Source organism: Planococcus sp. YIM B11945, assembly GCF_050864155.1.
GTDB lineage: Bacteria > Bacillota > Bacilli > Bacillales_A > Planococcaceae > Planococcus.
Genome location: NZ_JBOZWR010000006.1, coordinates 24,330 through 47,494, shown reverse-complemented (window position 1 = coordinate 47,494; position 23,165 = coordinate 24,330). Strand labels below are relative to the sequence as shown.

Genomic DNA, 23,165 nt, shown 5'->3' with positions numbered 1-23,165 from the left:
GAAAAAGGAGCACAAGGCTCCTTTACAACGCTCCTATAAATTGCAGATCTTTGACTTCTCGCGCATCTGCTTGGCCGTTTAGTATGGCTTCTGCGTCCAACAAAGTTTGTTCAAGTGGAACAGACTGTCCCTTTACCTTCATAAGTTCTTCCGCTACATAAAATGGCTGAGTAAAATAAGCTTCCAAGCGTTCACCTTTTTGGTACGTTTCAAGCTCTGTTTGCGGAATCCGGCTAAAACCATGGGCTTGAACAATCGAGCGCAATTCCCGGTAGCGGCGCAATGTTTTTTGTACGCGTTGCCGCAGCTGAAAATGGCGTTCATCAAGTTCCGCTTCTTCTAACAGTGAGGACGCCGAGTGCAAGGGGCTAAGCGCCGGATATTGGTGGCGTGCCGCCAAATCCGCGTCCAGTTGCCACACCGTTTCAAGTGGACCGAAAGGAAAATCATCATCGACCACTTCCCCTAATAAATCCACAAGCACCGTCGTAACCGTTTCATGCCCAAGCTCCTCCTGCAGTTCGAACAGCTCGCCGGAGTCAACTCGGCTTTTATCGGTGAACAATACCATATTTTCTTTATTGGCTTTTAGAAATTCCAGCGTTTCAGCAATCGAGCTTGTTATGTGATCAGCTAGTTCAACCGTTCCTTCAAGCTCCTCTCGAGAATGTGCCGGAGTTAGAAATACAGTGTTTAAGCCATTTTTTTTAAAGCGGTGCAGCAATTCGGCAACAATTACGAGCTGCCCCATGCCAGGCCGCGCGACGATGCCAGTTGTTCCACCTTTGACTAGCGGCGCAAAAAAATCCAGTGCTTTGATTTTTGTCTCAATCATTTTCATCTTCTCCCCTCGAATGATCAATTCATCCACTGTGCAGTTAGCAAGCGCCGCCAGTCCCACAAGCGTCCTTACTTCCGCTTTCCCCAAATCGATTTTTCCGGTACATAAATTGGATACCGTTGCCGGACGGATGCCGACAGCTTTTGCGGCTGTCGTCAAATTAGGAACTCTCCTTCTTAATAAAGCTGCGTTCAAACGTAATTCTTCCATGTTTTCCCTCCCCCTTCTTACTTTTAATAGTAAATTAAATTACCTTTAAAAGCAATATTAATTACGCAAAAACGCAATTATATTTACGTTAAAAAGAAAACCTCCTTCAATTAATGAAGGAGGTTTTAAAATTTATAGGCAAGGCGAATCATATCGCGGCACTGGATGCCGTTTTCCATAATCGGCTCCGGATAGTTGCGGACAAAGAAATCGTGATCGATCGAGTCGATGCGAAATCCGCATTTCTGATACAGCGCTAGCTGATCGAAACTGGAATTTCCCGTCCCGATTTCAACTCTGCCATACTGCAGGCGCCACGCTTCAGACAAGGCATGCTTGAGCAATTGCTTGCCGTATCCTTGGCCTCTTGCCGAAGCAGAAATGGCGATATTTTTTATTTCGATGGTGGTTTTATTCAGCGGCAAAAGCACATAAACGCCAATCCTTTTGCCATGTCGTTCTGCAATATAACAAAAGCCTTTGGTGCTGTAGGCTCGAACCAGCTTTTCAGAAGGATCGGCTTCGAGCAATAAGTCCATGGGCAATGCTTCGTTTTCAAGCAGCCGACGGATTTCCATTACTTCTGTTCTCTAAAGCCTTGTTCAATTAGATATTCTTCAGCGTTTTCAAAGGTGCCAAAGCTTTCTTCCAAGTTCTTCCCTGTGTAAACGTTCCAGAACGGCTCTTCGTATACCAAATCAAGTTTGACTTTTTCACGGTTCACCCATGTTTTGTCATACGGCGGCTCCGGTTCAAGCGATAAGTAATCGATGGCATCGCCAAGAACGCTGCGCAGTTGCTTTTCTGAATAATCGCGGATGTTCACAAAGCCTTTGTCGTCCGCTTCGTATTGCGGCAAGTTGCCGACATACACAAAGCCGTTGCCGTTCGGGTGCAGATGGTACACCACTATTTTTTTGTCGTACAAGCTTTCTTCAAAATGAAAATTCACACGCTTCATCGATACCTCTTTGCGCGTCAATTCCGGAAACGTTTCGATGATTTCCAATTTTTGTTCAAATGTTAACATAGTTTTACCCCGTTTCGTATGGTTCATGCTTTCAATATTATAACATGCCCGGCGAAATGCCACATGAAGAAATCAGCGCTTTTCATGCCAGTAAAAAAAGCTGCGCGAACGCAGCTTTTTTTTGCATTTATTTCTTTTTAACAGCGAATGGCCACCAGACGCCCCGGTCGAACGATACCGAAATCGCCGGAATCAATAGCGGCAAGACGATCAAACCATACAGCAAGAGCCCGGTGATGACGATTGTGGCGATTTGCACAAGGCTTAATACGCCAGACGGCATCATGGCACCAAACGTACCAGCTAAAATAATCGCAGCCGTAATGATGACTGTCCCCATTTTCGCCATAGAGATTCCCATCGCTTCACGGACGCTCACGCCTCGATGCGCCTCTTCACGGAAGCGGTCAAGAAGGAAAATCGAGTAGTCGACGCCGAGCGCAACTAACATGACAAAGCCGAAGAATGGCACGGCCCAGCTGATTCCATCATAGCCAAGAATATTAACGAAAATCAACTCAGCAATCGCAATGGATGTGAAGTACGTCAATAGCAATGAGCCAATCATGTAAAGCGGCATGATCAACGACCGGAACAAAATGGCCAGTACGACGAACAAACTGATCAACATAATAGTCACGGTATTGGTGAAGTCGTTTGACGACACTTCTTGCAAGTCGTTGTTGACGCTTGAGATGCCGCCAAATGCAAATTCCGCATCTTCTAGCGGGGTGGCAACTACGCTGCGTTCAACCGTTTCTTTAATATCTGCAGTGATGTCAATTGCTTCAGGCGAATATGGATCTTCCGCCAAAATCACTTCAAGTTTCATCCCAGTGCCTTCTGCAAATGAATAGCGGTCCAGCACTTGTTCAAATTCTTCATTTTCCAGCGTACCTTCAGGAATAAACAGCCCCGTGTCACTGGCAGCTTGGCTGTCGCTCATTTTTTGCATCATATCTGTCGCTTCGGATAATCCGTCCTGAATTTGGACGATTCCTTCATTCGAAGCGCCTACTCCTTCAGCAAGCTGCGAAAGCCCCGTACCAAGCTCACCGCTTTGGCCAGCCGCTCCAGCTAAACCTTGCTGGAGTTGTGTAAGGCCCCCGCTGATGCCCGTCAACGCTCCTGCTGTTTGCTGGATGTTGCCGGTTTGCTGCAACCCTTGTGTAGTCAAAGCAAGCTGATCATTAATTTGAGAAAGGCTTGTCGCCGCTTCCCCTAGCCCGTTTGCTCCATTTGTTTGGGCGCTGACTCCTGATAAGTTAGTTTCGATTTCCGAGAGGCCACTTTGGACTTCGCCAAGACCGTCGCGTGCATCGTTAATTCCATCAGCCAGCAACCCGATTTGGTTGTCCACATACAAGTCTTCGATCACTTCGCCGGTCGGACGAGTAATGGCGCGTACGGCTTCAACGCCGGCTACTTTTTCGATTTCTTGGCTAATCGATTCAAAATAAGGAACGATTTGTTCATCATCCAACCGTTCATCTGATTTCACAATCACTTGAACAGGCAAGGAATCGCCTTTGCCAAAACCGTCTTCTATTGCACGCAATCCTTTAACTGACTCATATTCAGAACCGATTTCATCAACCGTATTAAACGACAACAAATCGTCGTACGTAAACAACAACGGCACGGTAATAACAGCTACCACAAGCATGGATAGCACTGGGCGGTTGATCGACAGTTTGCTCATATTGATCCACAATTTGCTGTCGCTATGAGAAGCCGATTTTTTAGCCGGCCAAAATAGTTTTTCTTTCAACACAGCCATAAAGAACGGCACCACCGTAAACAACACAATCAGCAAAACGAAAATTCCGACCGCGACGGCTACAGCAGATTTGAAAATCGGAAAGTCGGCAAAGCCGATGGCAAAAAATCCGATAAAAACGGCCACGCCGCTGATCAACAGCGTACGTCCCGCTGTTTTATACGTATTGACAATCGCTTCGACTGTTCCGTGCCCAGCCGATAATTCTTCTTTGTAACGGCTCAACAGCAGGATGCAGTAGTCTGTTCCGATACCGAATAAAATCGCCACCAAGAAGATTTGCGTATAGTTGGAAACCGGGAAACCAAACCAGTCGATGAAAAACGCCACAACTGATTGGCTTAACAAATACGTGATTCCCACTGCCACTAGCGGAATAAATGGTGTAACAATCGAACGGAACACCGCAAGAAGCAACGCAAAAATCAAGACAACGGTAATAATTTCCGTGCGTTTTAATCCTTCTTGTGCACTGATGTTCACATCGTTGTTGATGATCGCTTCACCCGTTATGTAGGCTGTCATGTTTTCCGGAATGATTTGTTCTCGGATTTCATCCGCTACTTGGTTTACTTCTTCATCCGTGCCGTCAACGGTAACCGGCATTAAAACTGTTTTTTGGTCTTCGGAAATCAGTTGCTCTTCAAGCTCTTCGCTTTCAACCGGATTGAGTACACCGGTGATTGGATCGCCAAGCGCTTCAATGTCGCTCGCCATCCCTTCAAGCGTTTCCCGCATAGCGCTGTCCAGCTCTTCATCAAGCGGAATGGCCAGCGAAATGGTTTGTTCATCTGCTCCGGCTTCACTTAATATCGTAGCAGCCAGCTGCGAAGAGGCGTCTTGAGACAATTGGAACGAACCCGCCTCTTCTGCTTGTTCAGTTAAATTAGGAGCCACTAAAAACAAGGCGACCGTCAGAACGATCAAAACGATCAGAATCGGCCATTTGAATTTCAACACTGTACGCATTTGTTACACTCCATCCATTTTTATAATGTTCTTTAGTTTGCGGAAGATCGCTAAAAATTGTTCAATTTCCTCGTCATTTATTTGCTCGGATAATAGCTTTCCGAGATAATCCGTCAACACTTTGTCCGATTGATTCAACACTTCCTGGCCCGCTTCTGTCAGTTCCAATAGCTTTTCGCGCCGGTCATCGGTCTCAACGATTCGAATCAATTCTTTTTGAAGCAATTTTTTGATGCGGTTGGAGATGGCGCTTTTATGGACCGACTGTAAAATGGCCAAACGGCTGGACGTCACTTGTTTTTCTTTGCTGATCAGTTTCAGCGTTTGGATTTGCTCAGGCGAAAATTCGTTCCATAACGGATTGTCTACCGCCCGAATCACGCGTTCCGTCCCATAAAACAACACTTCTTGGAATAAATCCACAGCTTCCCCTATTCTTATATCCATAAAGTTTACCCCCTAAACTATTAATTAGTTTAGGGGGTAAACTTTCAATCGTCAAGCAATAACGCTTCCATAAGAAAAAACCTGTGGAAAGGCTCCACAGGTTTTAATCGATGTCTTTTGTTGCGGTGTTTCCGATTTCCTGGCGTCTTGCATAGATATTTTTAGCAATCACTTTTATGACTGCATAAACCGGAATCGCCAAAATAATTCCCCATAGCCCCGCAATGTTTCCGGCGGCTAAAATCAGCGTGATAACCGTCAGCGGATGAACATCCAGCGACTTGCCCATGACGTTTGGCGTGATAAAGTTGCTTTCGATTTGCTGGGCGACGAGCATGACGATGACTACATATAGCGCCATGATCGGATCCTGCACAAGAGCGATGATAATTGCCGGAATGACGGCGATGTACGGTCCGAGAAACGGAATAACGTTCGTCGCCATGCCGATGATGGCTAATAGCAATGAATATTCAAGGCCGATGATCAAATAACCGATCAGCAGCATGACGCCGACTAAAAAGCTGACGAACAATTGGCCTTGAATATACGCCTGAAGTGTATCATCGATATCGCGCATAGTTTTGCTGATCCAGCGTTGGCGCGCTCCGGAGAAAAAGCCGGAGATGAACGGCACAAATTTGCGATGGTCGATCAACAAGTAAATCAAGAAGAATGGCACAAGCACCAGCGTAAACAAGCCCGAAATGAAGCTCGTCAAGAATGATAAAATCCACGTGCCGATCCCTGCTGCCCGGGCACCAAATTGATCGGTCACACCATTGAGCTGTTCTTCTAGAGAAGCTGGCAAGCGGTCTCGCTGGTCCAATAAATACTGAACATAGTCTTCCGTGTTTTCAATAATTTCCGGCGCATTCTCGACCAACGAATTGACTTGTTTTGTTACCATTGGGCCGATCATGGCATAAAGAAGCCAAAACACAAGGACAATGATCAAAACAATGATCAAAATTCCTGACCATTTTGGAAACTTTCTCTTTTCCAAAAAATAAAGAATCGGCCTTGTTAAGTAAAACAGTACACCGCCAAGCAACAGCGGCACAAAAATGGTTTGGGCGATAATGAAAAGCGGGTCGAAGATAGCTTGAACTTCTATAAATAAACGGATAATAATAAGTGCAAGAATAATTCCTACTCCCGCCTGAAACCAAAGTTTGCTTGTCAATGAACACACATCCTTCCTATTCCAACATAAAAGTAGTTTACCACGAAAACTCCTTTTCCTAACTCCTTTACCGGAAATAGAAAAAATAGCGCATTTCTTCTTTTATTTGGGCCAAAAATAAAAGCATTCGCAATAAAAACTGCGAATGCTTTTAGCGATTAAAGAAATTGGCCGTGTAATACGGTTGGTTTTCGACATTAAAGGCTGCTCCGATTCCAAGATAGCCGTAATCGGGTTTCAAGATGTTTTCGCGGTGCCCCATTGAATTCATTAGGCCTTCATGGGCAAAGATGCTGCTGTATTGGCCATAAGCTAAATTTTCGCCAGCCACAAAGAACGTAATGCCGTCGTCGCTCATCCGGTCAAAAGGCGATTCTCCTTGCTGGTTCGTATGGCTGAAATAATGGTTATCCGCCATATCCTGGCTATGCTTCCGAGCAGTTTTCATAGCGTCTTCATTCCATTTCAATAACGGAAGTTCTCGTTGAATGCGTGTTGAATTGGTTAATTCGAACAGCAGAAATTCATAGCCTTTTTTCAACTCATCGGTTGGTTCGGCATAAATTTCCGGGCGCTGTTGTTCCAACTCTTCATCAATCACTTGAATCGCCGTAACGGTGTTGTCTTCATGGATATCGTAAAATACGGTTACGTAGACGTTATCCATTTTATACAAATCGTATTCTTCCCGCGTATCCAGCATGTATTGAACGTTGCCTTTTTGAAGAAATTTTAACGGCTCACCAAGCGCTTTCCGCACTTCATCTTTTGTCGATTCCATCGTGATGTTTTCGGTGGATGAAATGATGGCCTGATTGGTGTACATGCCGTTTACTTTTCCTTCTTGGTCATACGACAACAACACATAATTTTGATAATTTTTGTGGTAACTATGCCAATCGCTTCCGTACTCATTGCGCATCAATCGCAGCGGCAATCCGACTTTCGCTTGGGCTTCTTCTTTTGACATCCCTAACGTTACGTTATGGACCGCAAAAAGCGAATCCGTTTCCGTAATATCCGGCTTTGCCACAGCTTCCGGCAATGCAAGAGATTCTTTGGAAACGACGGATTGAAGCTCACCGCCGATGCGGGCAGTAAATTGCTTCGCCTCATCAATCGCTTCAGAAACAGTGGGGTTTTCAGCCACTTGCTCGATCGCTTGGTCAATTGAATCCAAAAAACTTAAGTCCACATGCTCGCCGACCGGTTCTTCCCAAATTGGGCGTGCAACATACACAAGCACAAGCAAAACAATGAACCATCCTATTTTCCGCAAGTGCATCACCCCTTCTTTCTCATTTTAATCTTCTCTTGCTTTTCTACAAAGCGAAAAGCCCTATAAATACAAAAAGAAAGCCCTTTGCACGATAAGTACAAGGACTTTCTGTCTAGACTAGTTGAAGTTGGTGCATGGGATTGCTGATCTTCTATCAAGAAGCTTCTTTTTCTGCGGGCTCGCGTCGAAGCAGCGAAGCGATACAGAGACAGAAACAGTACGTTTTGCTCCATAGCTTCTAACCAGCTTGCTATAGAATAGCAACCTTACATGTAAATAGTATTAAGATTCGGCGCGTCCACGAGGTGAGCGACGCAAAAAGACAGGGCGTTTTTTGCCTGGCTTCTTGCGAAAGCCGTCCTTAGAGCGTCCGAAGCGGCTTACACCATTAAACTTCTTTTGCTTAACTATATAGATATAAACTATTGTTCAATTCCTTCTATCGTTAATTCCTTAACTGGCAAGAACAATTCACCTGTTTGCGAATAGGTTAACGTGACTTGGTCGGCTTCTTGCAAGTAAATCGCAAGCGGCACATTTTCAGATGAGACTACGTAGTTGGTGCCGTCTTCGAGCAAGAAGGAAACAATCGTGAAATCACCGACGCGCTCTTTGAATACGCGCTCTACTGTTCCGGATATTTCCGCATCTTCTGCATCGGACGTTCCGTCTACGGTGCTGCCGCCTCGCTGAAGGGCAGTTTTGTACATGCGAAGCGCATCATTCGGCGTTCCGGAAAACACCGATATTTCAGGGTTTGCAGCCGAAACAATAAAGTAATTCTGCAGGAACCCATTGGAATCGAGGACCGGCGTCAACCAGCTGGCTTCCCCGTAGAAATTGTAAAGCACCGGCATTTCACCGGACCACTGCTTTTCGATAAACTGCTTTTCAATGATTTGCAGATTTCCTCGCGAGTCCATATAGGAATCTTCCAAGCTTCCTGTAAAATACGTTGATTCTCCAGTGCGTGCATTGGTCAACGAATAGCCGAGCATCGAATCGACGCCTTCTTTCGGGCTGGTAAAGTCCGTGAAGTAGAACATCTCGCCTTCTGCATCAAAAATCGGGCTGACGTTCGCTTCAGTGCCTTCATTTGATGGCAATTTCACATCTTTTTTCCCGAATTTGCTGTTCCAGAAGCCGTGCACATAATTGCCATAATAGTCGTTTTCCAAGGAAACCGATTCAGGCGAAACGGCGCCGTCGATAAATGCCGGCACTTTATCAAGCGAATAGGTATTCGTGTCGCCTGATGCCGGATCCATTACAACGATTCCTTGAACTTTAAATCCGTTTCGCGCTGTAATAAATTCTCCATAAGAGCGGATATAAAACGGTTTGCCCGCATCATCAACTTCAAGCTGAGGATCTCCGTAAAAAATGGCTTCCGGATTTTCCAAGCGCATAAAACGTTCGACGTTTTTATTAAAGTAAGAAGAAGGCGTATACGCCATCTCGGCGGCCATGAATTTTGGGTTGGCCGCTGCATCGGTAGCACTCATTGTAAAATACCCTGGGGTTGTGTCGCCGTTCCACCATTTAAAAAATCCAGAAAACTCAACTGGCGCAATGTAAACAAATTCCCCATCCACTTTCTGGATTTGCAAATTGCCCAATTCGTAATAGCTGGTGTTCGGCACTTGGCCGAATGCTTTTTTCATTTTATTCCGCGCAAATTTCGGCGGCACGCTGGCAGGCGTCTGCGATTCATCAAAAGCGGTAATCTCCACTTCTTCCGCCATTTCGACCGCTTCAAATTTTTCCGTTGCATTGAAGAGCGGCGCCGATAGAACGTAGGCGCCAAACGCCAACGACACAAGGAACAAGGCGCCTTTCACTTTTTGCTCAAGGCCGCGTGAAGCAAACACACCGAGAGCTGTGACAATGATCAATACCGGCCAAATGGATGTGATGTTGAGATCTTTGTTGGTAAAGTAATAAAATGCCGTCAGCAGCACGGCGACAAAAACAAACGATATCACAAAGCCGGTGATCCGATTGGCTTCCGGCTTTTTCTCTTTAGTGCCTTTTTCACGATTTCCTGCAGTCAATGGCGATATAAGCAGCGCGATAACCAGACTCGCAATCAGTGAAAAAACGAATATGCTTCCCATAATAAATTCTCCTCTATTTTCCGATTGTTTTACTTCGATAACTTTTATACGGATAAACAAAGGAAAAGTTTCATCTTCGTCACTTTGGAGAAAAGAGATTTTCCGCTTCTTCTATGATCTCGCTGACAATGTCGGCCGCATTTTTTTCGGTTGTAAGCATACGCGTCGACTGCCCAGCCCACAGCGACATAAATTCGGGGTTGCCGGCCTTTGCCGCTGCGGCGCGTATATCTTTTGTAACAGTGTTTTGAGAAGGAAAAGGCAGCGAAGTTATGCATTGTTGTTCAAACGTTTCAATAAATTTATTTTTTATGCCGCGGGCAGGACGGCCTGAAAAACTTTTTGTCACCACTGTGCTTTCTTCGGTGCTGTCGAAAATAGCTTGTTTATACACCGGATGCGCGCCGGATTCTTTGGCGATCAAAAAACGGGTGCCAATTTGGACCGCTTGTGCACCGAGTGCAAGCGACGCCACCAGCCCGCGCCCATCAACGATTCCACCAGCCGCTATTACCGGTACGCTTACCGCATCCACCACTTGCGGCACGAGCGCCATCAAGCCGATTTGAGCGCCCATCGAATGTTCCGCTAGCGAAAACGTGCTGCGGTGCCCTCCGGCTTCCGCACCCTGTGCCACAATCGCATCAACGCCCGCTCGTTCTGCCAGCCGCGCTTCTTCTACTGTCGTGACCATTGCGAGCACTCGTACACCGCTGCTCTTGGCGCGCGCCATGCTTTCTGGCGGCAGACAACCGAAAGCCGTGCTGATGACCGGCACTCCGAGCTCCAGGCAAACAGCAAACTGTTCGGCGCTCCAGTCAGGAGATTGAAAAGAAGAAGGTACATCGATAATGCCTAGTTCTTCGCGAAATGGGCTTAGCGCAAGCTGCACTTCGTCCAAGCGGGAAAAATCATCTTTTGTTTCCGCCGCAAAAATATTGACGCTAAACGATTTAGAGGTCAACGACTGGATGGCTAAAATCGCTTGGCGCAATGCACTCGGCTGCATATAAGCGGCCCCTAGCGTTCCAAGTCCGCCGGCTTCGCTTACGGCGGCTACCAGTTCAACTGTAGTCGGCCCGCCTGCCATGCCCGCTTGAATAATAGGATAATCGATGCCCAATAGTTTGCATACGTCTGTTTTTAAATGAACCATTTTCATCCTCCTCAGAGTTTCTTAACTTGCCTTCAGTATCGCTTAAGCAACAAAATTCTTCAATTGGGAACTTTTATGCCATAAGCGTCGTTCTTAGTATCAAGCACACACAAGAAGGCGGGATTACTATGAAGGGGTTCCTTTCACTTTTGGGCATCACTTTAATCGTTGGGGCATTTGGATTGATTCTTTTGACTTTTCAAGGCAATCCCTTGGAAGAATGGAAAAGCAAAGAAAGAATGTACGCCTATATCGAAACACGCCAACAGCACTCAGCTGAAATCATAAAAGAAAATGAGTTTGCTGTTGTCTCAACAGCTGCCATCAATCAACCCAACATAAATTTTTTCCCTGACAACGACAATAGCTGTGAAAAGCCATTGCCAAAATAATCACTGATCGTTAATATGGGATAAATCTTCTTCCCCTGAAAAAAGAAAGCCGGCTCTCGTGAAGAGCCGGCTTTCTTTTTAAATTAAACAAGCAATCGAATAAAGTTGCCTGATGGATCTTTTGTTTCCAAATGTTCTTCGCGTTCTTCAACTTCTGCTCCCATTTCACGCAACCGCTCGGCAGCCTTGCCTCGCATGCTTTCATCGCCATATTTCAAGGAATAGTAATGCAAGCCGGCTGTTTTTTCAGGAAGCGCCGGTATACCGATGCCATTCCAAACATTCAAACCGATGTGGTGATGGTATTTCTGATCTGCAAGAAACAATGCTTGTCCGCCCATCGCAGAAACTGTTTCAAATCCAAGTCCATCTATATAAAAACGCTCAGCGGCATTTAAGTTTGAAACATGCAAATGAATATGCCCCATTACGGTATCGCTTGGCATCCCTTTCCATGTTTCCCCAGATGTCTGGGCTTCTTCGACAAGCCCTTCTCCGTCAATAGGATCGACCGCCATAATCACTGCGTTATTGTTCCAGTCCCACTCTTCTGCGTCTCGGTCGCGGTAAATTTCAATGCCGTTTCCTTCGGGATCTGATAAATACAGCGCTTCGCTTACCAAATGGTCAGAAGACCCGAGATGAATTCCTTTTTGGTGAAGATGAATTAAAATCTTTCCCAGTTCTTTTCGGTCAGGCAGCAAAATGGCGAAATGGTAAAGTCCGGCATATCGGTCTTTTTTCGGCACCAGTCCTTTAATTGCCTCTAGTACAAGCAAGGTATTGCCCCCCGCTCCTAACTCCGCTCTGTTATCTGTTTGAACCAATAAGTCAAAACCGAGCACCTCTTTATAAAAAGCGATCATTTTTTCTAAATCCAATACTTTTAAGCCTACTTCCGCTACGTGTGTAACCGGTTTTTGGTGAAAATTCATAATCCATTCCTCTTTTCATTGTTACTTTATGTAACTAATTATATTTTAATTACATTAAAGTGTCAAGTAACTTAATTGTTTTAACTTCTAAAGTAAATATGGTATTATATAAAAAAGGAGTGATGACAATGGATACCTCCCTCATTTGCCCACGATTTGAAAGTGCCATTTCAATTTTAAGCCAACGCTGGACCGGCTTGATCATATATCAACTTTTATCAGGACCTCAACGCTTCAGCCAGTTGACTGAAGCAATCGGCATTAGCGGACGCCTTTTGTCTGAACGCTTGAAGAACTTGGAAGCTAATGGACTTGTTTCTCGCAATGTATACCCGGAAACACCTGTCCGGATTGAATACGCATTGACCGAAAAAGGATTTTCCTTAAAACCGGTAATGGATGAAATCCAAAACTGGTCGCAAGTTTGGGTGGAGCCTGTAAAACCTATCGAAACAAAATAAAAACAGCTTATCCGCCATCGGATAAGCTGTTTTTATTTTGTTCGCAGATCAATGATGTATTTAAGACCTTCATGCGCCGAACTGAACGTTTTCACATTGCTTTCTAAAGAAACCATAGATATCGCCAACTTGGGGCTAATGCCCACCAAAATACAATCTGTGCCGATCAATTTCAAGCTGTCTGTGAGCATTTGGATTTGATAGCGAATTTGGTTTTCAAATTCCGTAATGCCGCCAAGGTCAACGAGCACATGTTCAATATTCTTCTTCGAACATTCCATTAAAACAGTCGCAATCAATTGATCAGAACGATGTTTGTCAAACTCTCCGATGAGCGGCAATGCGATGGTTTTATCCCAGATATTCAATATGGGAATTGATAATTGCCTAATCAGCTTTTCATTGTGCTTTAGCTCTTCAGCTTGAGTCGTCACATCCATCAACATGACGATATAGCCTTCAATGGCCTGTTCGGCGTTTTTAATCGGAGTGATGACAATGTCCGCGATATATTCCCCACGAATGTTGATTCGGGCACGGTGGACATTTTCCAGTTGATTCATCAGTTGGATTTGATGTTCCGGCTCTTTATGAAACTCATCCATGCTCATTCCAATCAATTCCCGGCAATCGTTTATGCCATATAACGGCACAACTTCCGACAGCAATCGGCATGCTTCTGTGTTCATCCAGCATATATTATAAGAAGTGTCAGCAATGAGAATCGTTTCACCAATGCAATCGAGTGCACTGAGCAGTGATATATTTTTGGGGATTGTTCCTATTGCGGGCATGTTTTTTCCACCTTATCGGTTAGTTGCATTTTACCCATTATCCCACAGCATTGCTTTTATAACAGGTTTTATTGAAGCGTGACGGCATTTTTCTTTTCTTTGGCGAAAGAGTAATTGCCATCAAAGCGTTCGATTGTTTCGTCATGAAGCCAATACGTTAACGGAAATAGCTTATCAAGGAAATACCGGTCATGCGAAACTGAAATAATGGTCCCGGGAAAGTCAGCCAGCGCTTCTTCCATAACTTCTTTTGCTTCCAAATCCAAGTGGTTGGTCGGTTCATCCAAAATCAATAAATTGTGGTTCATGTGCATCAATTGCGCCAACCGGAGCCGCATCCGCTCACCACCGCTGAGCTGCCGAACCGGCTGAAAGACCATATTGCCAAAAAACAGGAATTTAGCCAAAAGCGGCCGGGCATCAAACTCTGAAACCGGCACCACGTCACGAAACTCTTGCAAAACGGTTCGGTCGTTGTCCATTTCCAATGTATGCTGTGACAAATAGCCGACCGATAAACCGGTCCCTAAATAGATATCACCTGCATCTGCGCTTTCTTTTCCTAAAATCATATTCAGCAGCGTTGTTTTCCCCGTGCCGTTGGAACCGACAATCGCAATGCGTTCGGCGTAGCGGACATGCATCGACACATCATGGAATAAAATCCGGTCGCCAAATTCTTTCCACACACCATCCATCCGAACCACGTCTTTTCCGCTTCGGTCTTTTGTTTGGAAATCGAGGGCCATTTGTTTTTTCGTCAATACGGGCCGGTCCAATAATTCGATTCTGGCCAATGCCTTTTCCATGCTTTTCGCTCTTCGATGCAAGCCTGCACTTGGCGGATTGGCTCGGTTCGCCCATTCTTTTAAGCGCTTGATGGTTTCTTTCATTTTCTGGATTTTCTTTTGCTGGTCTTGGTACTGCTGGAATTCAACCAATAACCGAGCTTCGCGTTCTTTTACATAAGTGGAATAATTTCCTTTGTATTGAATCAAATCCCCTTGGTCGAGCTCCCAAATATGGGTCACCGTTTCATCCAAAAAATAGCGGTCATGGGATACGAGCACAATAGTGCCTTTGTAATGGCTGATAAATCCGCCAAGCCACTCGATCGCTTCCAGATCCAAGTGGTTGGTCGGTTCATCAAGCAGCAGCAGATCCGGTTCTTGCAGCAAAAGTTTCGCGAGCCCCACTTTGGTGCGCTCGCCTCCGCTCAAATGGCCCCAGCGTTCAAATTTCAAATGCTTAATCTTTAACCCGTTTAGCACTTGATCGATTTTCACATCGACTTCATAGCCGCCGCGCTGAATAAAATCGTCCTGCAATTTCCCGTAACGGGACAGTACGCGGTCCATTTCTTCTGGAGAAGCAGTGGCCATTTGCTGTTCCATCGCAGCCAGCTGAGCTTGGACAGCTGCCAATTCCGAAAACACGCGAGACAGCAACGGATAAACTTCCATTTCTTCTTTTTCATCTGGCGATTGCTTCAGCAACCCGACCGTACTCGCTTTTTTCCACGTGATGCTTCCTTCAGTCGGCTGCAAATTGCCAGCCAGTACGTTCAATAAGGTAGTTTTTCCTTCGCCGTTCCGACCGACCAAACCAATTCGCTGCCCTTCGGCAACTTCTCCTTTGATGTGGTTGAATAATTTTTGTGTCGCAAAATGGCACATAATTTGTTGAAATTGGCTAATAATCATTTTTCTCTTCCTTTCGTTGAAGAGACCGAGCCATAGAAAAAAAGGCATGCACAGACGCATGCCTTTTCGTTAAAATCCGTTCGTAGGCAGATGTCTCTTACTGGTTATTTTCACGCGATGCAATTGTTTGAAAAAGGACAGACGTGTCCCGTGCATCTACTCCAGTGAAAAAAATGCCATGAAGAATGTACAAGTATTCTTGACACTCTGTCATGCGCTTACCAGTCTGATTCATCTAACCCACCTCCTTCGTTCATTTCTTCTATCATATTTGATTCGCTGCAGGCAGTCAATAAAAAATCAGAATATTCTTTCCGATTTTCCCATAATAAAAGGGCATGTCCTAAAAGTGGTTGACGTCCATTCCAGCGGACGCTTTCCGTGGGCTTGCGCAGCGATGCAACGCTCTTTCATGTCTCGAAGCTAGCGAAGCGATGCAGAGACAGGAGCACATGGTTTTCGCCGCTTCCATTTCCATCAATTAGCTTAAAAAAACGACAAAGAAAAGCATCCCTTTTCTTTGTCGTTTTTTTATTTTTGCAGTTATGGGACAGTCCCATTTTCTGTACTAGCCATTATATTTTGATTTTGGATTGGCTGTTTTTAAAACATCGCCGATCCAACCGCGCCGTTTCAAGTAAATATACAACACCACCGTTGTGGTAACCATCAGGAAAAGAGCCATTGGATAGCCGAATGACCAATGCAGTTCCGGCATGTTATCAAAATTCATCCCCCATAGCCCGCCAAAAGCCATGATTGGGGTAAACAACGTGGCCAATACAGTTAAGGTTTTGGCGATTTCGTTCCCCCGGTAACTCGCTATGACGTTTTCCATGTCTACCAAGTTATTGATTTCATCTTCATAAGAATCGACCAACATGGCGCAGCGATCGATCCGCATGGATGTACGGTAAAATTCCGGCTCTTCTTGTACCGCTTTTCCAAACACTTCCGGTATGGCCATTTTGATTTCCAAAAACCCAATGACAAGATGTTTCCATAAAAAAATCTCATGGCGCACACTTTGAATTTCCTCAAACGTTTGCTTGTTATTTTTTTCTTCAATCTCCCACAATAAATTATGTAGACGTTCTTCAAAAAGATCGATTTTGCGAAGGATGGCATTGGACATTTTCCCAAGCATAATCATCATAAGCTCAATTGAAGAAGAAGCATTTTGCATTTGCCGAAGAATGGCTGCTTCATCCAAATCTTCATCTTTTTCAAACTCCAGTTCGCTTGTCACCAACAGTTCTTTAGACAAATAAAAATGAAAAACATCGCGTGCATTTCGTTGCTTTTGGTTTTGCCTAAACACCAAAGATCCCCAAATGGCTTCATGCCCCGGATTAGACGTTTCCGTATGCAAAACGTTTACGGCAATGTCACCGCATTCCTGTATCCACGAATGCATTTTTTTATTTTCCGGCATGAGCTTCCGGAAATTCGCGTCTTCGACGTCTCCTTCTTGCCAAATTGCGTGCTTGAATAAATGTTGCGGCATTACGCCTCACCCCTTGTCTCGACTATCCAGGCTATTGAAAAAGCAAGCCGCCGCAGGCTTGCTCTACTCTTCCCGTTTTGTTTTGTCTCGGTATTTTTCATTCGAGTTTTCTTTGTATTCCAAGTCCCGGTCCGGCAACAAATCAAAATCTTTTTCAGACGGCTGATCTTCTTGCGGCTCGATTCTCGGAATCAGCTCTTCGCCTTCCTGATCTTCCTTGCCTTTTTTCATGATAGACCCTCCTTGATGAAGTTCCTACTTGTTAAATACCCGTTTCCCGTTTATGTAATCAACTTACTGAAGCGAAACAAAACCCGTTTCATCAATCAGTTTTTGCCCTTCTTCAGAAAGGATCCAATCGAGAAAAGGCTCCACATTCGGATTTTCTGTTCCCGCAGTAACAGCATAAAATTCAGAGACGGATGGATAGCTCCCCGAACGGATCGTTTCACGCGTCGGGATTACTCCATCAATGCCCAGCAATTTAATTTTGTCGTTTCGAACCATCTCGGTTGAATAAAAGCGGAACGTATACCCAATTGCGTTTTTGTAATTGTGGTAGCTGGCCACTTCGTTAATAATGCCGCCCATTGCCGAAGCGACGTCTTCGGTTTCCGGTTCTTCAATCGGCGCATCTCCCATAAACTTGATAAACGTTGTTTGGCTGCCGCTTTCTTCCGGCCGCTGAAAGGCCCGAATTTTATCGTCGCTGCCGCCCACTTCTTTCCAGTTGTCTATCGTTCCTGCATAAATGCCGCGAATGTCTTCGCCCTTTAAACTATCGATTGGGTTTCGAGAATTAACAAAAAACACGAAAGCTTCCCGCCCGATCGGCGTCAGTTTCAATTCCACCCCAGCTTCTTTCGCTGCCCGTTCTTGCGAAATGGAAGGGCCAGCTGCAAAAATCAAATCGGCTTCCCCGGCAATCAGGCGTTCATAAGCTTCTGGAGTGCTTGAGGACTGGACACTGCTGTCATATGGAGGATAGGAATTTTTTGGATAAACGGCTTCAGCAAAAGCGGCGTACAAAGGATACAACGCAGTCGCACCGTCAAGCTTTGGCCATTCTTCTTCGATCTTGAAGGAAGCAGGTTTTTCCAGCCGCGCCAGTTTTCCGCTTCCAGTAAACGGTTCATAATCATAGAGCATCATTTCCGAATCCTCTACTTTTAAGCTTTCTTTGTAATAATAAGGCACTGCAAACGAGATGCCGACTGCGAGGAAAAGCATGATTAATCCTGCGGTTATTTTGCCATGGCGTTTTCCGTTAAACAAATACAGCGCCAATACAATAAATGAGGCTTCTAAAGCAATGCCAAAACCGGCCAATTGAAGCGCATCATTGTTTAGTACAAATAAAAACGCAAAGAACGGAAACAACATAATTGCAGCGATGACTGAAAAAACCCCAAATACTTCAACAAAATCTCTCATTCTTGTCCCCCTGATTGCAAACGATCTTTTTAGTTTTTGATTAACGATTCGATTAACGTAATGTCATCCGGATACGCCAAATCCAACTCCGAAAGATTGGCAATCGGCTGCCACGAAACAGCTGCAATCCACTCATCGCCTTCAAGCACCGTAATTTCTCCGCCAACTAATTCCACCCGAAAATAATGAAGTTCAAACGACACGGCATTGTCTTGGTAAGCGCCATTTTTTACTGTCAACTTTTCAGCAGTGCGGACGGCCAATCCTGTTTCTTCTAAAAATTCGCGTTCACAGCTTTCTTGCAGCGTCTCACCCGCTTCTAACCCGCCTGAAGGAACCCCCCACTTTTTGTCTTCGCCCGGAGGTCCCTGCAGCACGAGCAACACTTCATTTTTTTCATTGATGCAAACTCCAGCTGCACCTTTCCAATTCGACATTTCCATCCAATCGCTCCTTTGCATGAATGCTTTTGATTACAATTTTTATAATTCTTTAGCTTGCCACACCATATTCTACCATGTTGTCCTATTAAAAGTGAGAGGGTTTAACAGCTGCTTTTCTTTGTCTTAACGCAAAGAAAAACAGCTTGCCAATGCAAGCCGCTCTTTTTATCTATTTCGTAGTTTCTTCAAGTTTGCTGTCCAATCTCATGCCATGCGTCGCTTCTGGCAATCCAAGGTCTGCCGCAAAGCCGTTCGCCCGGTAAAAAGCATCCGCATTTGCTGAATCAGTCCTCACGACAATTTCATTAAAATGGCCGCGCCCGTAATCGACAATTGCTTTTAGCAACTCTTTGCCAATTCCTTGGCGGCGCACTTGCTGTGACACGTAAAATCTCCGAAGCCGGCCAACACCGCTCTTATCCGAATACGGGTCGCGGTTTAATCCGCCGATTGCAACCAGTTGGCCATTGTGATCCCAAGCGCCATATAGCACTTCTCCGGCTTGATTGAACGTATTGCTGCCGTCTTCATATTGGCTCACGAGCCGTTTAAGAAATCGATATCCTTCAGCTTCGCTTTCTTCCACTAACTTCGAGACGTCTACCGTTTTCAAATCTGCAATTTCTTTTAATTCTACGGTCATATTGGGGCCCCCTCATTATGGTTTCTTATTTGCTGATTCGCTCTATTCTTTCACGTTCTTATTTAGTGTATAGGAGTTTGCAAGCGAATTCCACTTTATAAACAGAATTTTCATACAAAAAGAAACTGTGCGCCGGCACAATTTCTTTTTTTCTTAATTATACGGTGGAAGATTCCATCATTGCTTTTTTCGCTTCAATTCGCTTGATTAAGTAAATACTAGATTCGTACAAAATAATCATTGGAATCATGATAATAAATTGGCTGAGAAAATCAGGCGGCGTAATAGCAGCAGCTACAATCGCAATAATCAAATAGGACCATTTCCGAACTTTTTTCATAATACTTGAAGTGAGCACCCCAATTGTTGATAAAAACAAAGCAATAATCGGCAGTTCAAACATCAATCCAATTGGAACGGTGGTGATGATTAAAAAATGGATGTACTCGCTTGCTGAAATCATTACAGCAAAATTGACGGCTCCCCATCCAAGCAAAAAATCGTAGCTTAATGGGTTGACGACGAAATAACCAAATGCGATGCCTATAAGAAAAAGGAAAAGCATAACCGGTGAATACAAGCCAATAAATTTCGATTCTTCTTCTTTTAAGCCCGGCTTTACAAATTGCCATATGAAATAACAGAGGAAAGGCAACGAAAGCCCCAGAGCCAATGTCATGGAGATGGATGTATAAAACCGAATCACTTCCATCGGGCCCAAAATCACTAAGTCGTGCCCTTTAACCACAAAAGGAAACCAGTAATTTATCGTGGAAAACACCACAATTAAGAAAAAGAGGAAAACAAAAGCACTTTTAATGAGCTGCTTCCGCAATTCTCCTAAATGATCCACTAACGATTCGACATGAACCGCTAAATCTTCCATAGGCGGCTCGGGTGGTTTTGGAACTTCCACTTGGATTTTTTGCACCGGTTCTTCTGGCCGTTCTACTTTTTTATGCAGCGGGCTAATCAGTTTGCGATCTCCGTACGGATCCATTTAACCACCTTCATAATGTATCAGATTTTTTTTCTTCCACTGTAATGGTTTGTACAGGAGTAGGCACTGGCGGCTGGATAGGCGGCTGTGTTGGTTTTGGCGTTTCTTCGTCGTCCATGATTCCTTTTGTAGAGCGTTTAAATTCAGCTAAGGTCTTTCCGACAGCGCCGCCAATTTCAGGCAATTTTTTTGGTCCAAACAAAATAAGGACAATGACTAAAATGACAATCAATCCTGGAACCCCAATAGATGAAAACATAGTGCATAACCTCCTGTTATTAGACGAGTGATCCGCCATCTTTGCTGTATTTAATGATTCCTTCTGCACAGCGGTAAGAAAGCGCTCCTACTGTCCCAGTGGGATTGTATCCGCTGTTGTGAGCAAAATTTCCTGCCCCAACTACAAACAAGTTTTCCATGTCCCAATGCTGCAAGTAATTATTAACTACGCTGTCCTCGCGGCTTGAGCCCATCATTGTGCCGCCTGTATTATGGGTCGTTTGATAAGGGACAATGTCATAATCAGAAATCGGGCTGCCGCCCACCACGGTTTTAGCACCCATTTCCTGCATGATTCCGCCTGCTTTTTCTGATAAATAGGCATGCAGCGCTTTATCTTGATCCGTGAAATTATATGTGACTTGCAATAACGGCACCCCGTATATATCTTTATATGTGCCATCCAGCGATAAATAATTTTCCTTAAACGGCATAGAAGCACCTTGCCCGCTTATGCCCAAGGTTCTTGTATAGTTATGGATGGAAGCTTTCTTAAAATCCGCTCCCCAAGAAGGCGTATCCGGAGGAAGGGGATTGGTTTGGATCGGCCGCTGCCCTGTTTGAGTGATTGATAAACTCGCTCCATGGATAAAGTCCAAGTCACTATGGTCAAAATTATCTCCATTAAAGTCATCGATTGTCATGCCGAGAGATCCAGCTCCCATAAAGACATTCATTTGTTCATCAAAAAAACCGGAAGTTGATGGCAAAATTTGATAAGCGTAATTTTTCCCTAAAGTGCCGCGCCCTGTATCAGGATCATATTGTTCTCCAATATCGGATACCATCAGGAGCTTGGCATTATTCATCATGTAGCTGGTCAGCGCCACTACTTCTGCTGGCTGAATAAACTCTTCAAAAGTCACCGTGTCTATATAACGGACTCCAGTTACTTTATCTCCTTCTTTCATGATTTCAACAACATTAGCATTAAATCTTACATCAAAGTTCCCAGTGTCCCTAGCTGTGGGAACCACTGTGATTTCAGGAGAAGTTTTAGCTCCGTACTCACAGCCGAAACGTTCGCAAAAACCGCAATATTGGCAAGCATTGATGGTTTTCCCATCCGGGTTTTTATAGGATTCAGACAAATTGGCTGACGGCATCATAAACGGCGAATAGCCTAAATTTTTGGATGCTGTTTCAAATTTCTTTAAAATTGGCGTTTTCTTCATAGGAGGCGTCGGGTAGTCTTCTGAGCGCTTGCCCCAAAATGGATTTGTGTCTTCTCCTGAAATCCCTGCCGTTTTCTCAAACCTTGTAAAGTAAGGTTCCAGTTCATCATAAGTGATGCCCCAATCTTGAATGGTGTAATCAGCCGATAGCTTGTTTCTTCCATACCGTTCTTCAGTCATAGTTTTTATTTGGAAATCATAAGGCAGGAAACGCCAAGTTTGGCCGTTCCAGTGAGTTCCTGAACCACCAAGTCCTTCACCCAGCAAAAAAGAGCCCATTTGGCGCATCGGCAAAGCGCGTTGTCTTCTCGTATTTCGAAACGTAACGGTCTCTCTGGATAAATCCTGCATCAATTCATAGCGGATGGCATACCGAAATTCGTCATGGATAATTGAGTAATCTTCCGTGCTTCGCTCACGCCCGCGTTCCAATCCTACTACTTTCAGGCCTTCTTTTGCGCATTCTGCCGCAATGATTCCGCCTGTCCATCCAACCCCAACTGTTACGACATCCACTTTATCCAAAGTTGTTGCCATAAATATTCCCCCTAATGTTAAATTACATGCCGAGCGAATGCGGTTCAATTTTCACAAATTCTTCACTTTCAATTTGGTTGATGTAGGCTGCTTGATGGCCAGGAAAGCCTTTCATTCTCCAACCTTCCATATTTCGATTGCCGCTGTAAATCGGATCTGCATATGCCCCTTCTAAAGTTGCCTGCCGCAAAAGCCGGAAAAAGAACAAGGAAGAAACCCCTTTCATTTCAATTTCATCCTCTTGAAAAGCTGTGAGAATTTCGTCCATCTGCCCTCCTTCAAGATCGACAAAATTTGCATTGAACCTGCTTTGCGCTTCTTTTTGCATTATTTGAAGGCCTTGCCGGAACATTTCGTTTCTTCTCAGCCGGCTTTGGTAGCCTTGTGTATTTTCTCCTTCATAGAAAGGCGGCTGCATATATTCTTTAGAATTTTCACCATAGGCTCCTGCTAATTGGCGGTCGATAAAGTATGGAACACCGAGGCCAATAGCTCCTGGCCCTAAATCATCTTCTGGAAAAATCCGCTCTGTAGCCTGCGCAAGAATTTGGAATTCAGCATCTGTGCTAAAATATTGCAGTCCTCTTACACCGCCCGACTCTCCTTCTCCTCCACCAGTCGGAGCATGCGGTGCGGTAGTTGCTGTGCTATTTCCTCCTCTATTTGCACCGATCAATCCTCCGATTAAACCACCGCCAATTAATGCTCCCGTCGCAATCCCGGAAGTTTTTAAAAAATCTCGCCTCGAAAAATTCTTTTCTTTTTTCGCCATTTCTAAACCTCCCGCCTAAGTTGATTAAAAATTTTGAATATTACAATCTATACCCGCTTTATTTTGGTTTAATCA

24 protein-coding genes are annotated in these 23,165 nt (G+C 44.7%); 2 read left to right on the top strand and 22 right to left on the bottom strand.

Annotation, left to right across the window (positions count from 1 at the left end):
* Nucleotides 1-22 precede the first annotated feature (22 nt).
* The 9 genes from ACRRQV_RS12745 to ACRRQV_RS12705 all read right to left on the bottom strand — a co-directional run bounded on the left by ACRRQV_RS12745 (nucleotide 23) and on the right by ACRRQV_RS12705 (nucleotide 11,015).
* On the bottom strand, nucleotides 23-1,051 hold the full coding sequence (locus ACRRQV_RS12745) for a hypothetical protein (RefSeq protein WP_432531438.1): 1,029 nt from the start codon (nucleotides 1,049-1,051) through the stop codon (nucleotides 23-25).
* Between the two features lie 125 nt (nucleotides 1,052-1,176).
* Complete coding sequence (locus ACRRQV_RS12740) at nucleotides 1,177-1,629, bottom strand: GNAT family N-acetyltransferase (protein ID WP_432531436.1); 453 nt, start codon at nucleotides 1,627-1,629, stop codon at nucleotides 1,177-1,179.
* Nucleotides 1,629-2,081, bottom strand: a complete 453-nt coding sequence (locus tag ACRRQV_RS12735) for a hypothetical protein (protein ID WP_432531434.1) — start codon at nucleotides 2,079-2,081, stop codon at nucleotides 1,629-1,631. Before ACRRQV_RS12735 ends, ACRRQV_RS12740 begins: the two co-directional genes overlap by 1 nt.
* A gap of 127 nt (nucleotides 2,082-2,208) precedes the next feature.
* A complete protein-coding gene (locus ACRRQV_RS12730) occupies nucleotides 2,209-4,830 on the bottom strand; it encodes an MMPL family transporter (protein ID WP_432531432.1) in 2,622 nt (873 codons plus the stop codon).
* A gap of 3 nt (nucleotides 4,831-4,833) precedes the next feature.
* Entirely contained in the window at nucleotides 4,834-5,277 is a 444-nt protein-coding gene (locus tag ACRRQV_RS12725) for a MarR family winged helix-turn-helix transcriptional regulator (RefSeq protein ID WP_432531430.1), read from the bottom strand.
* Between the two features lie 103 nt (nucleotides 5,278-5,380).
* Complete coding sequence (locus ACRRQV_RS12720) at nucleotides 5,381-6,463, bottom strand: AI-2E family transporter (protein WP_432531428.1); 1,083 nt, start codon at nucleotides 6,461-6,463, stop codon at nucleotides 5,381-5,383.
* Between the two features lie 151 nt (nucleotides 6,464-6,614).
* Entirely contained in the window at nucleotides 6,615-7,748 is a 1,134-nt protein-coding gene (locus tag ACRRQV_RS12715) for a CAP domain-containing protein (protein WP_432531426.1), read from the bottom strand.
* A 416-nt stretch (nucleotides 7,749-8,164) separates the two neighbouring features.
* Nucleotides 8,165-9,859, bottom strand: a complete 1,695-nt coding sequence (locus ACRRQV_RS12710; protein ID WP_432531424.1) for a hypothetical protein — start codon at nucleotides 9,857-9,859, stop codon at nucleotides 8,165-8,167.
* Between the two features lie 79 nt (nucleotides 9,860-9,938).
* Nucleotides 9,939-11,015, bottom strand: coding sequence for an NAD(P)H-dependent flavin oxidoreductase (locus ACRRQV_RS12705; protein ID WP_432531422.1), 1,077 nt, complete (start codon nucleotides 11,013-11,015; stop codon nucleotides 9,939-9,941).
* A 149-nt stretch (nucleotides 11,016-11,164) separates the two neighbouring features.
* Between ACRRQV_RS12705 and ACRRQV_RS12700 the strand changes: the two genes are divergently transcribed.
* Complete coding sequence (locus ACRRQV_RS12700) at nucleotides 11,165-11,407, top strand: hypothetical protein (RefSeq protein ID WP_432531420.1); 243 nt, start codon at nucleotides 11,165-11,167, stop codon at nucleotides 11,405-11,407.
* Between the two features lie 83 nt (nucleotides 11,408-11,490).
* Here ACRRQV_RS12700 and ACRRQV_RS12695 read toward each other — a convergent pair whose 3' ends face one another.
* A complete protein-coding gene (locus ACRRQV_RS12695) occupies nucleotides 11,491-12,342 on the bottom strand; it encodes a VOC family protein (RefSeq protein WP_432531418.1) in 852 nt (283 codons plus the stop codon).
* Nucleotides 12,343-12,470: 128 nt separating this feature from the next.
* Between ACRRQV_RS12695 and ACRRQV_RS12690 the strand changes: the two genes are divergently transcribed.
* Complete coding sequence (locus tag ACRRQV_RS12690; protein WP_432531416.1) at nucleotides 12,471-12,803, top strand: winged helix-turn-helix transcriptional regulator; 333 nt, start codon at nucleotides 12,471-12,473, stop codon at nucleotides 12,801-12,803.
* Nucleotides 12,804-12,835: 32 nt separating this feature from the next.
* Here ACRRQV_RS12690 and ACRRQV_RS12685 read toward each other — a convergent pair whose 3' ends face one another.
* The 12 genes from ACRRQV_RS12685 to ACRRQV_RS12630 all read right to left on the bottom strand — a co-directional run bounded on the left by ACRRQV_RS12685 (nucleotide 12,836) and on the right by ACRRQV_RS12630 (nucleotide 23,090).
* A complete protein-coding gene (locus ACRRQV_RS12685; protein WP_432531414.1) occupies nucleotides 12,836-13,597 on the bottom strand; it encodes an STAS domain-containing protein in 762 nt (253 codons plus the stop codon).
* 68 nt (nucleotides 13,598-13,665) lie between these two features.
* Nucleotides 13,666-15,300: a ribosomal protection-like ABC-F family protein gene (abc-f, locus tag ACRRQV_RS12680; protein WP_432531412.1), complete on the bottom strand. Its 1,635-nt coding sequence runs from the start codon at nucleotides 15,298-15,300 to the stop codon at nucleotides 13,666-13,668.
* Between the two features lie 97 nt (nucleotides 15,301-15,397).
* Nucleotides 15,398-15,535, bottom strand: a complete 138-nt coding sequence (locus ACRRQV_RS12675; protein ID WP_432531410.1) for a hypothetical protein — start codon at nucleotides 15,533-15,535, stop codon at nucleotides 15,398-15,400.
* Between the two features lie 333 nt (nucleotides 15,536-15,868).
* Nucleotides 15,869-16,807: a magnesium transporter CorA family protein gene (locus ACRRQV_RS12670; RefSeq protein WP_432531408.1), complete on the bottom strand. Its 939-nt coding sequence runs from the start codon at nucleotides 16,805-16,807 to the stop codon at nucleotides 15,869-15,871.
* A gap of 63 nt (nucleotides 16,808-16,870) precedes the next feature.
* Nucleotides 16,871-17,038 carry a hypothetical protein gene (locus ACRRQV_RS12665; protein ID WP_432531406.1) on the bottom strand — a complete coding sequence of 56 codons (168 nt, stop codon included), beginning with the start codon at nucleotides 17,036-17,038 and terminating at the stop codon, nucleotides 16,871-16,873.
* Between the two features lie 63 nt (nucleotides 17,039-17,101).
* Complete coding sequence (locus ACRRQV_RS12660; RefSeq protein WP_432531404.1) at nucleotides 17,102-18,241, bottom strand: PstS family phosphate ABC transporter substrate-binding protein; 1,140 nt, start codon at nucleotides 18,239-18,241, stop codon at nucleotides 17,102-17,104.
* A gap of 29 nt (nucleotides 18,242-18,270) precedes the next feature.
* Nucleotides 18,271-18,684 carry an NUDIX hydrolase gene (locus ACRRQV_RS12655; protein ID WP_432531402.1) on the bottom strand — a complete coding sequence of 138 codons (414 nt, stop codon included), beginning with the start codon at nucleotides 18,682-18,684 and terminating at the stop codon, nucleotides 18,271-18,273.
* Nucleotides 18,685-18,853: 169 nt separating this feature from the next.
* Nucleotides 18,854-19,327, bottom strand: a complete 474-nt coding sequence (locus ACRRQV_RS12650) for a GNAT family N-acetyltransferase (RefSeq protein ID WP_432531400.1) — start codon at nucleotides 19,325-19,327, stop codon at nucleotides 18,854-18,856.
* Between the two features lie 157 nt (nucleotides 19,328-19,484).
* Nucleotides 19,485-20,327: a twin-arginine translocase subunit TatC gene (tatC, locus tag ACRRQV_RS12645; RefSeq protein ID WP_432531398.1), complete on the bottom strand. Its 843-nt coding sequence runs from the start codon at nucleotides 20,325-20,327 to the stop codon at nucleotides 19,485-19,487.
* A gap of 10 nt (nucleotides 20,328-20,337) precedes the next feature.
* A complete protein-coding gene (tatA, locus tag ACRRQV_RS12640; RefSeq protein ID WP_432531396.1) occupies nucleotides 20,338-20,586 on the bottom strand; it encodes a twin-arginine translocase TatA/TatE family subunit in 249 nt (82 codons plus the stop codon).
* Nucleotides 20,587-20,605: 19 nt separating this feature from the next.
* A complete protein-coding gene (locus tag ACRRQV_RS12635; protein WP_432531394.1) occupies nucleotides 20,606-22,318 on the bottom strand; it encodes a GMC family oxidoreductase in 1,713 nt (570 codons plus the stop codon).
* Nucleotides 22,319-22,340: 22 nt separating this feature from the next.
* The gene (locus tag ACRRQV_RS12630; RefSeq protein WP_432531392.1) at nucleotides 22,341-23,090 is read right to left on the bottom strand and encodes a gluconate 2-dehydrogenase subunit 3 family protein; all 750 of its coding nucleotides are present in this window, start codon (nucleotides 23,088-23,090) and stop codon (nucleotides 22,341-22,343) included.
* Between the last annotated feature and the right edge of the window lie 75 nt (nucleotides 23,091-23,165).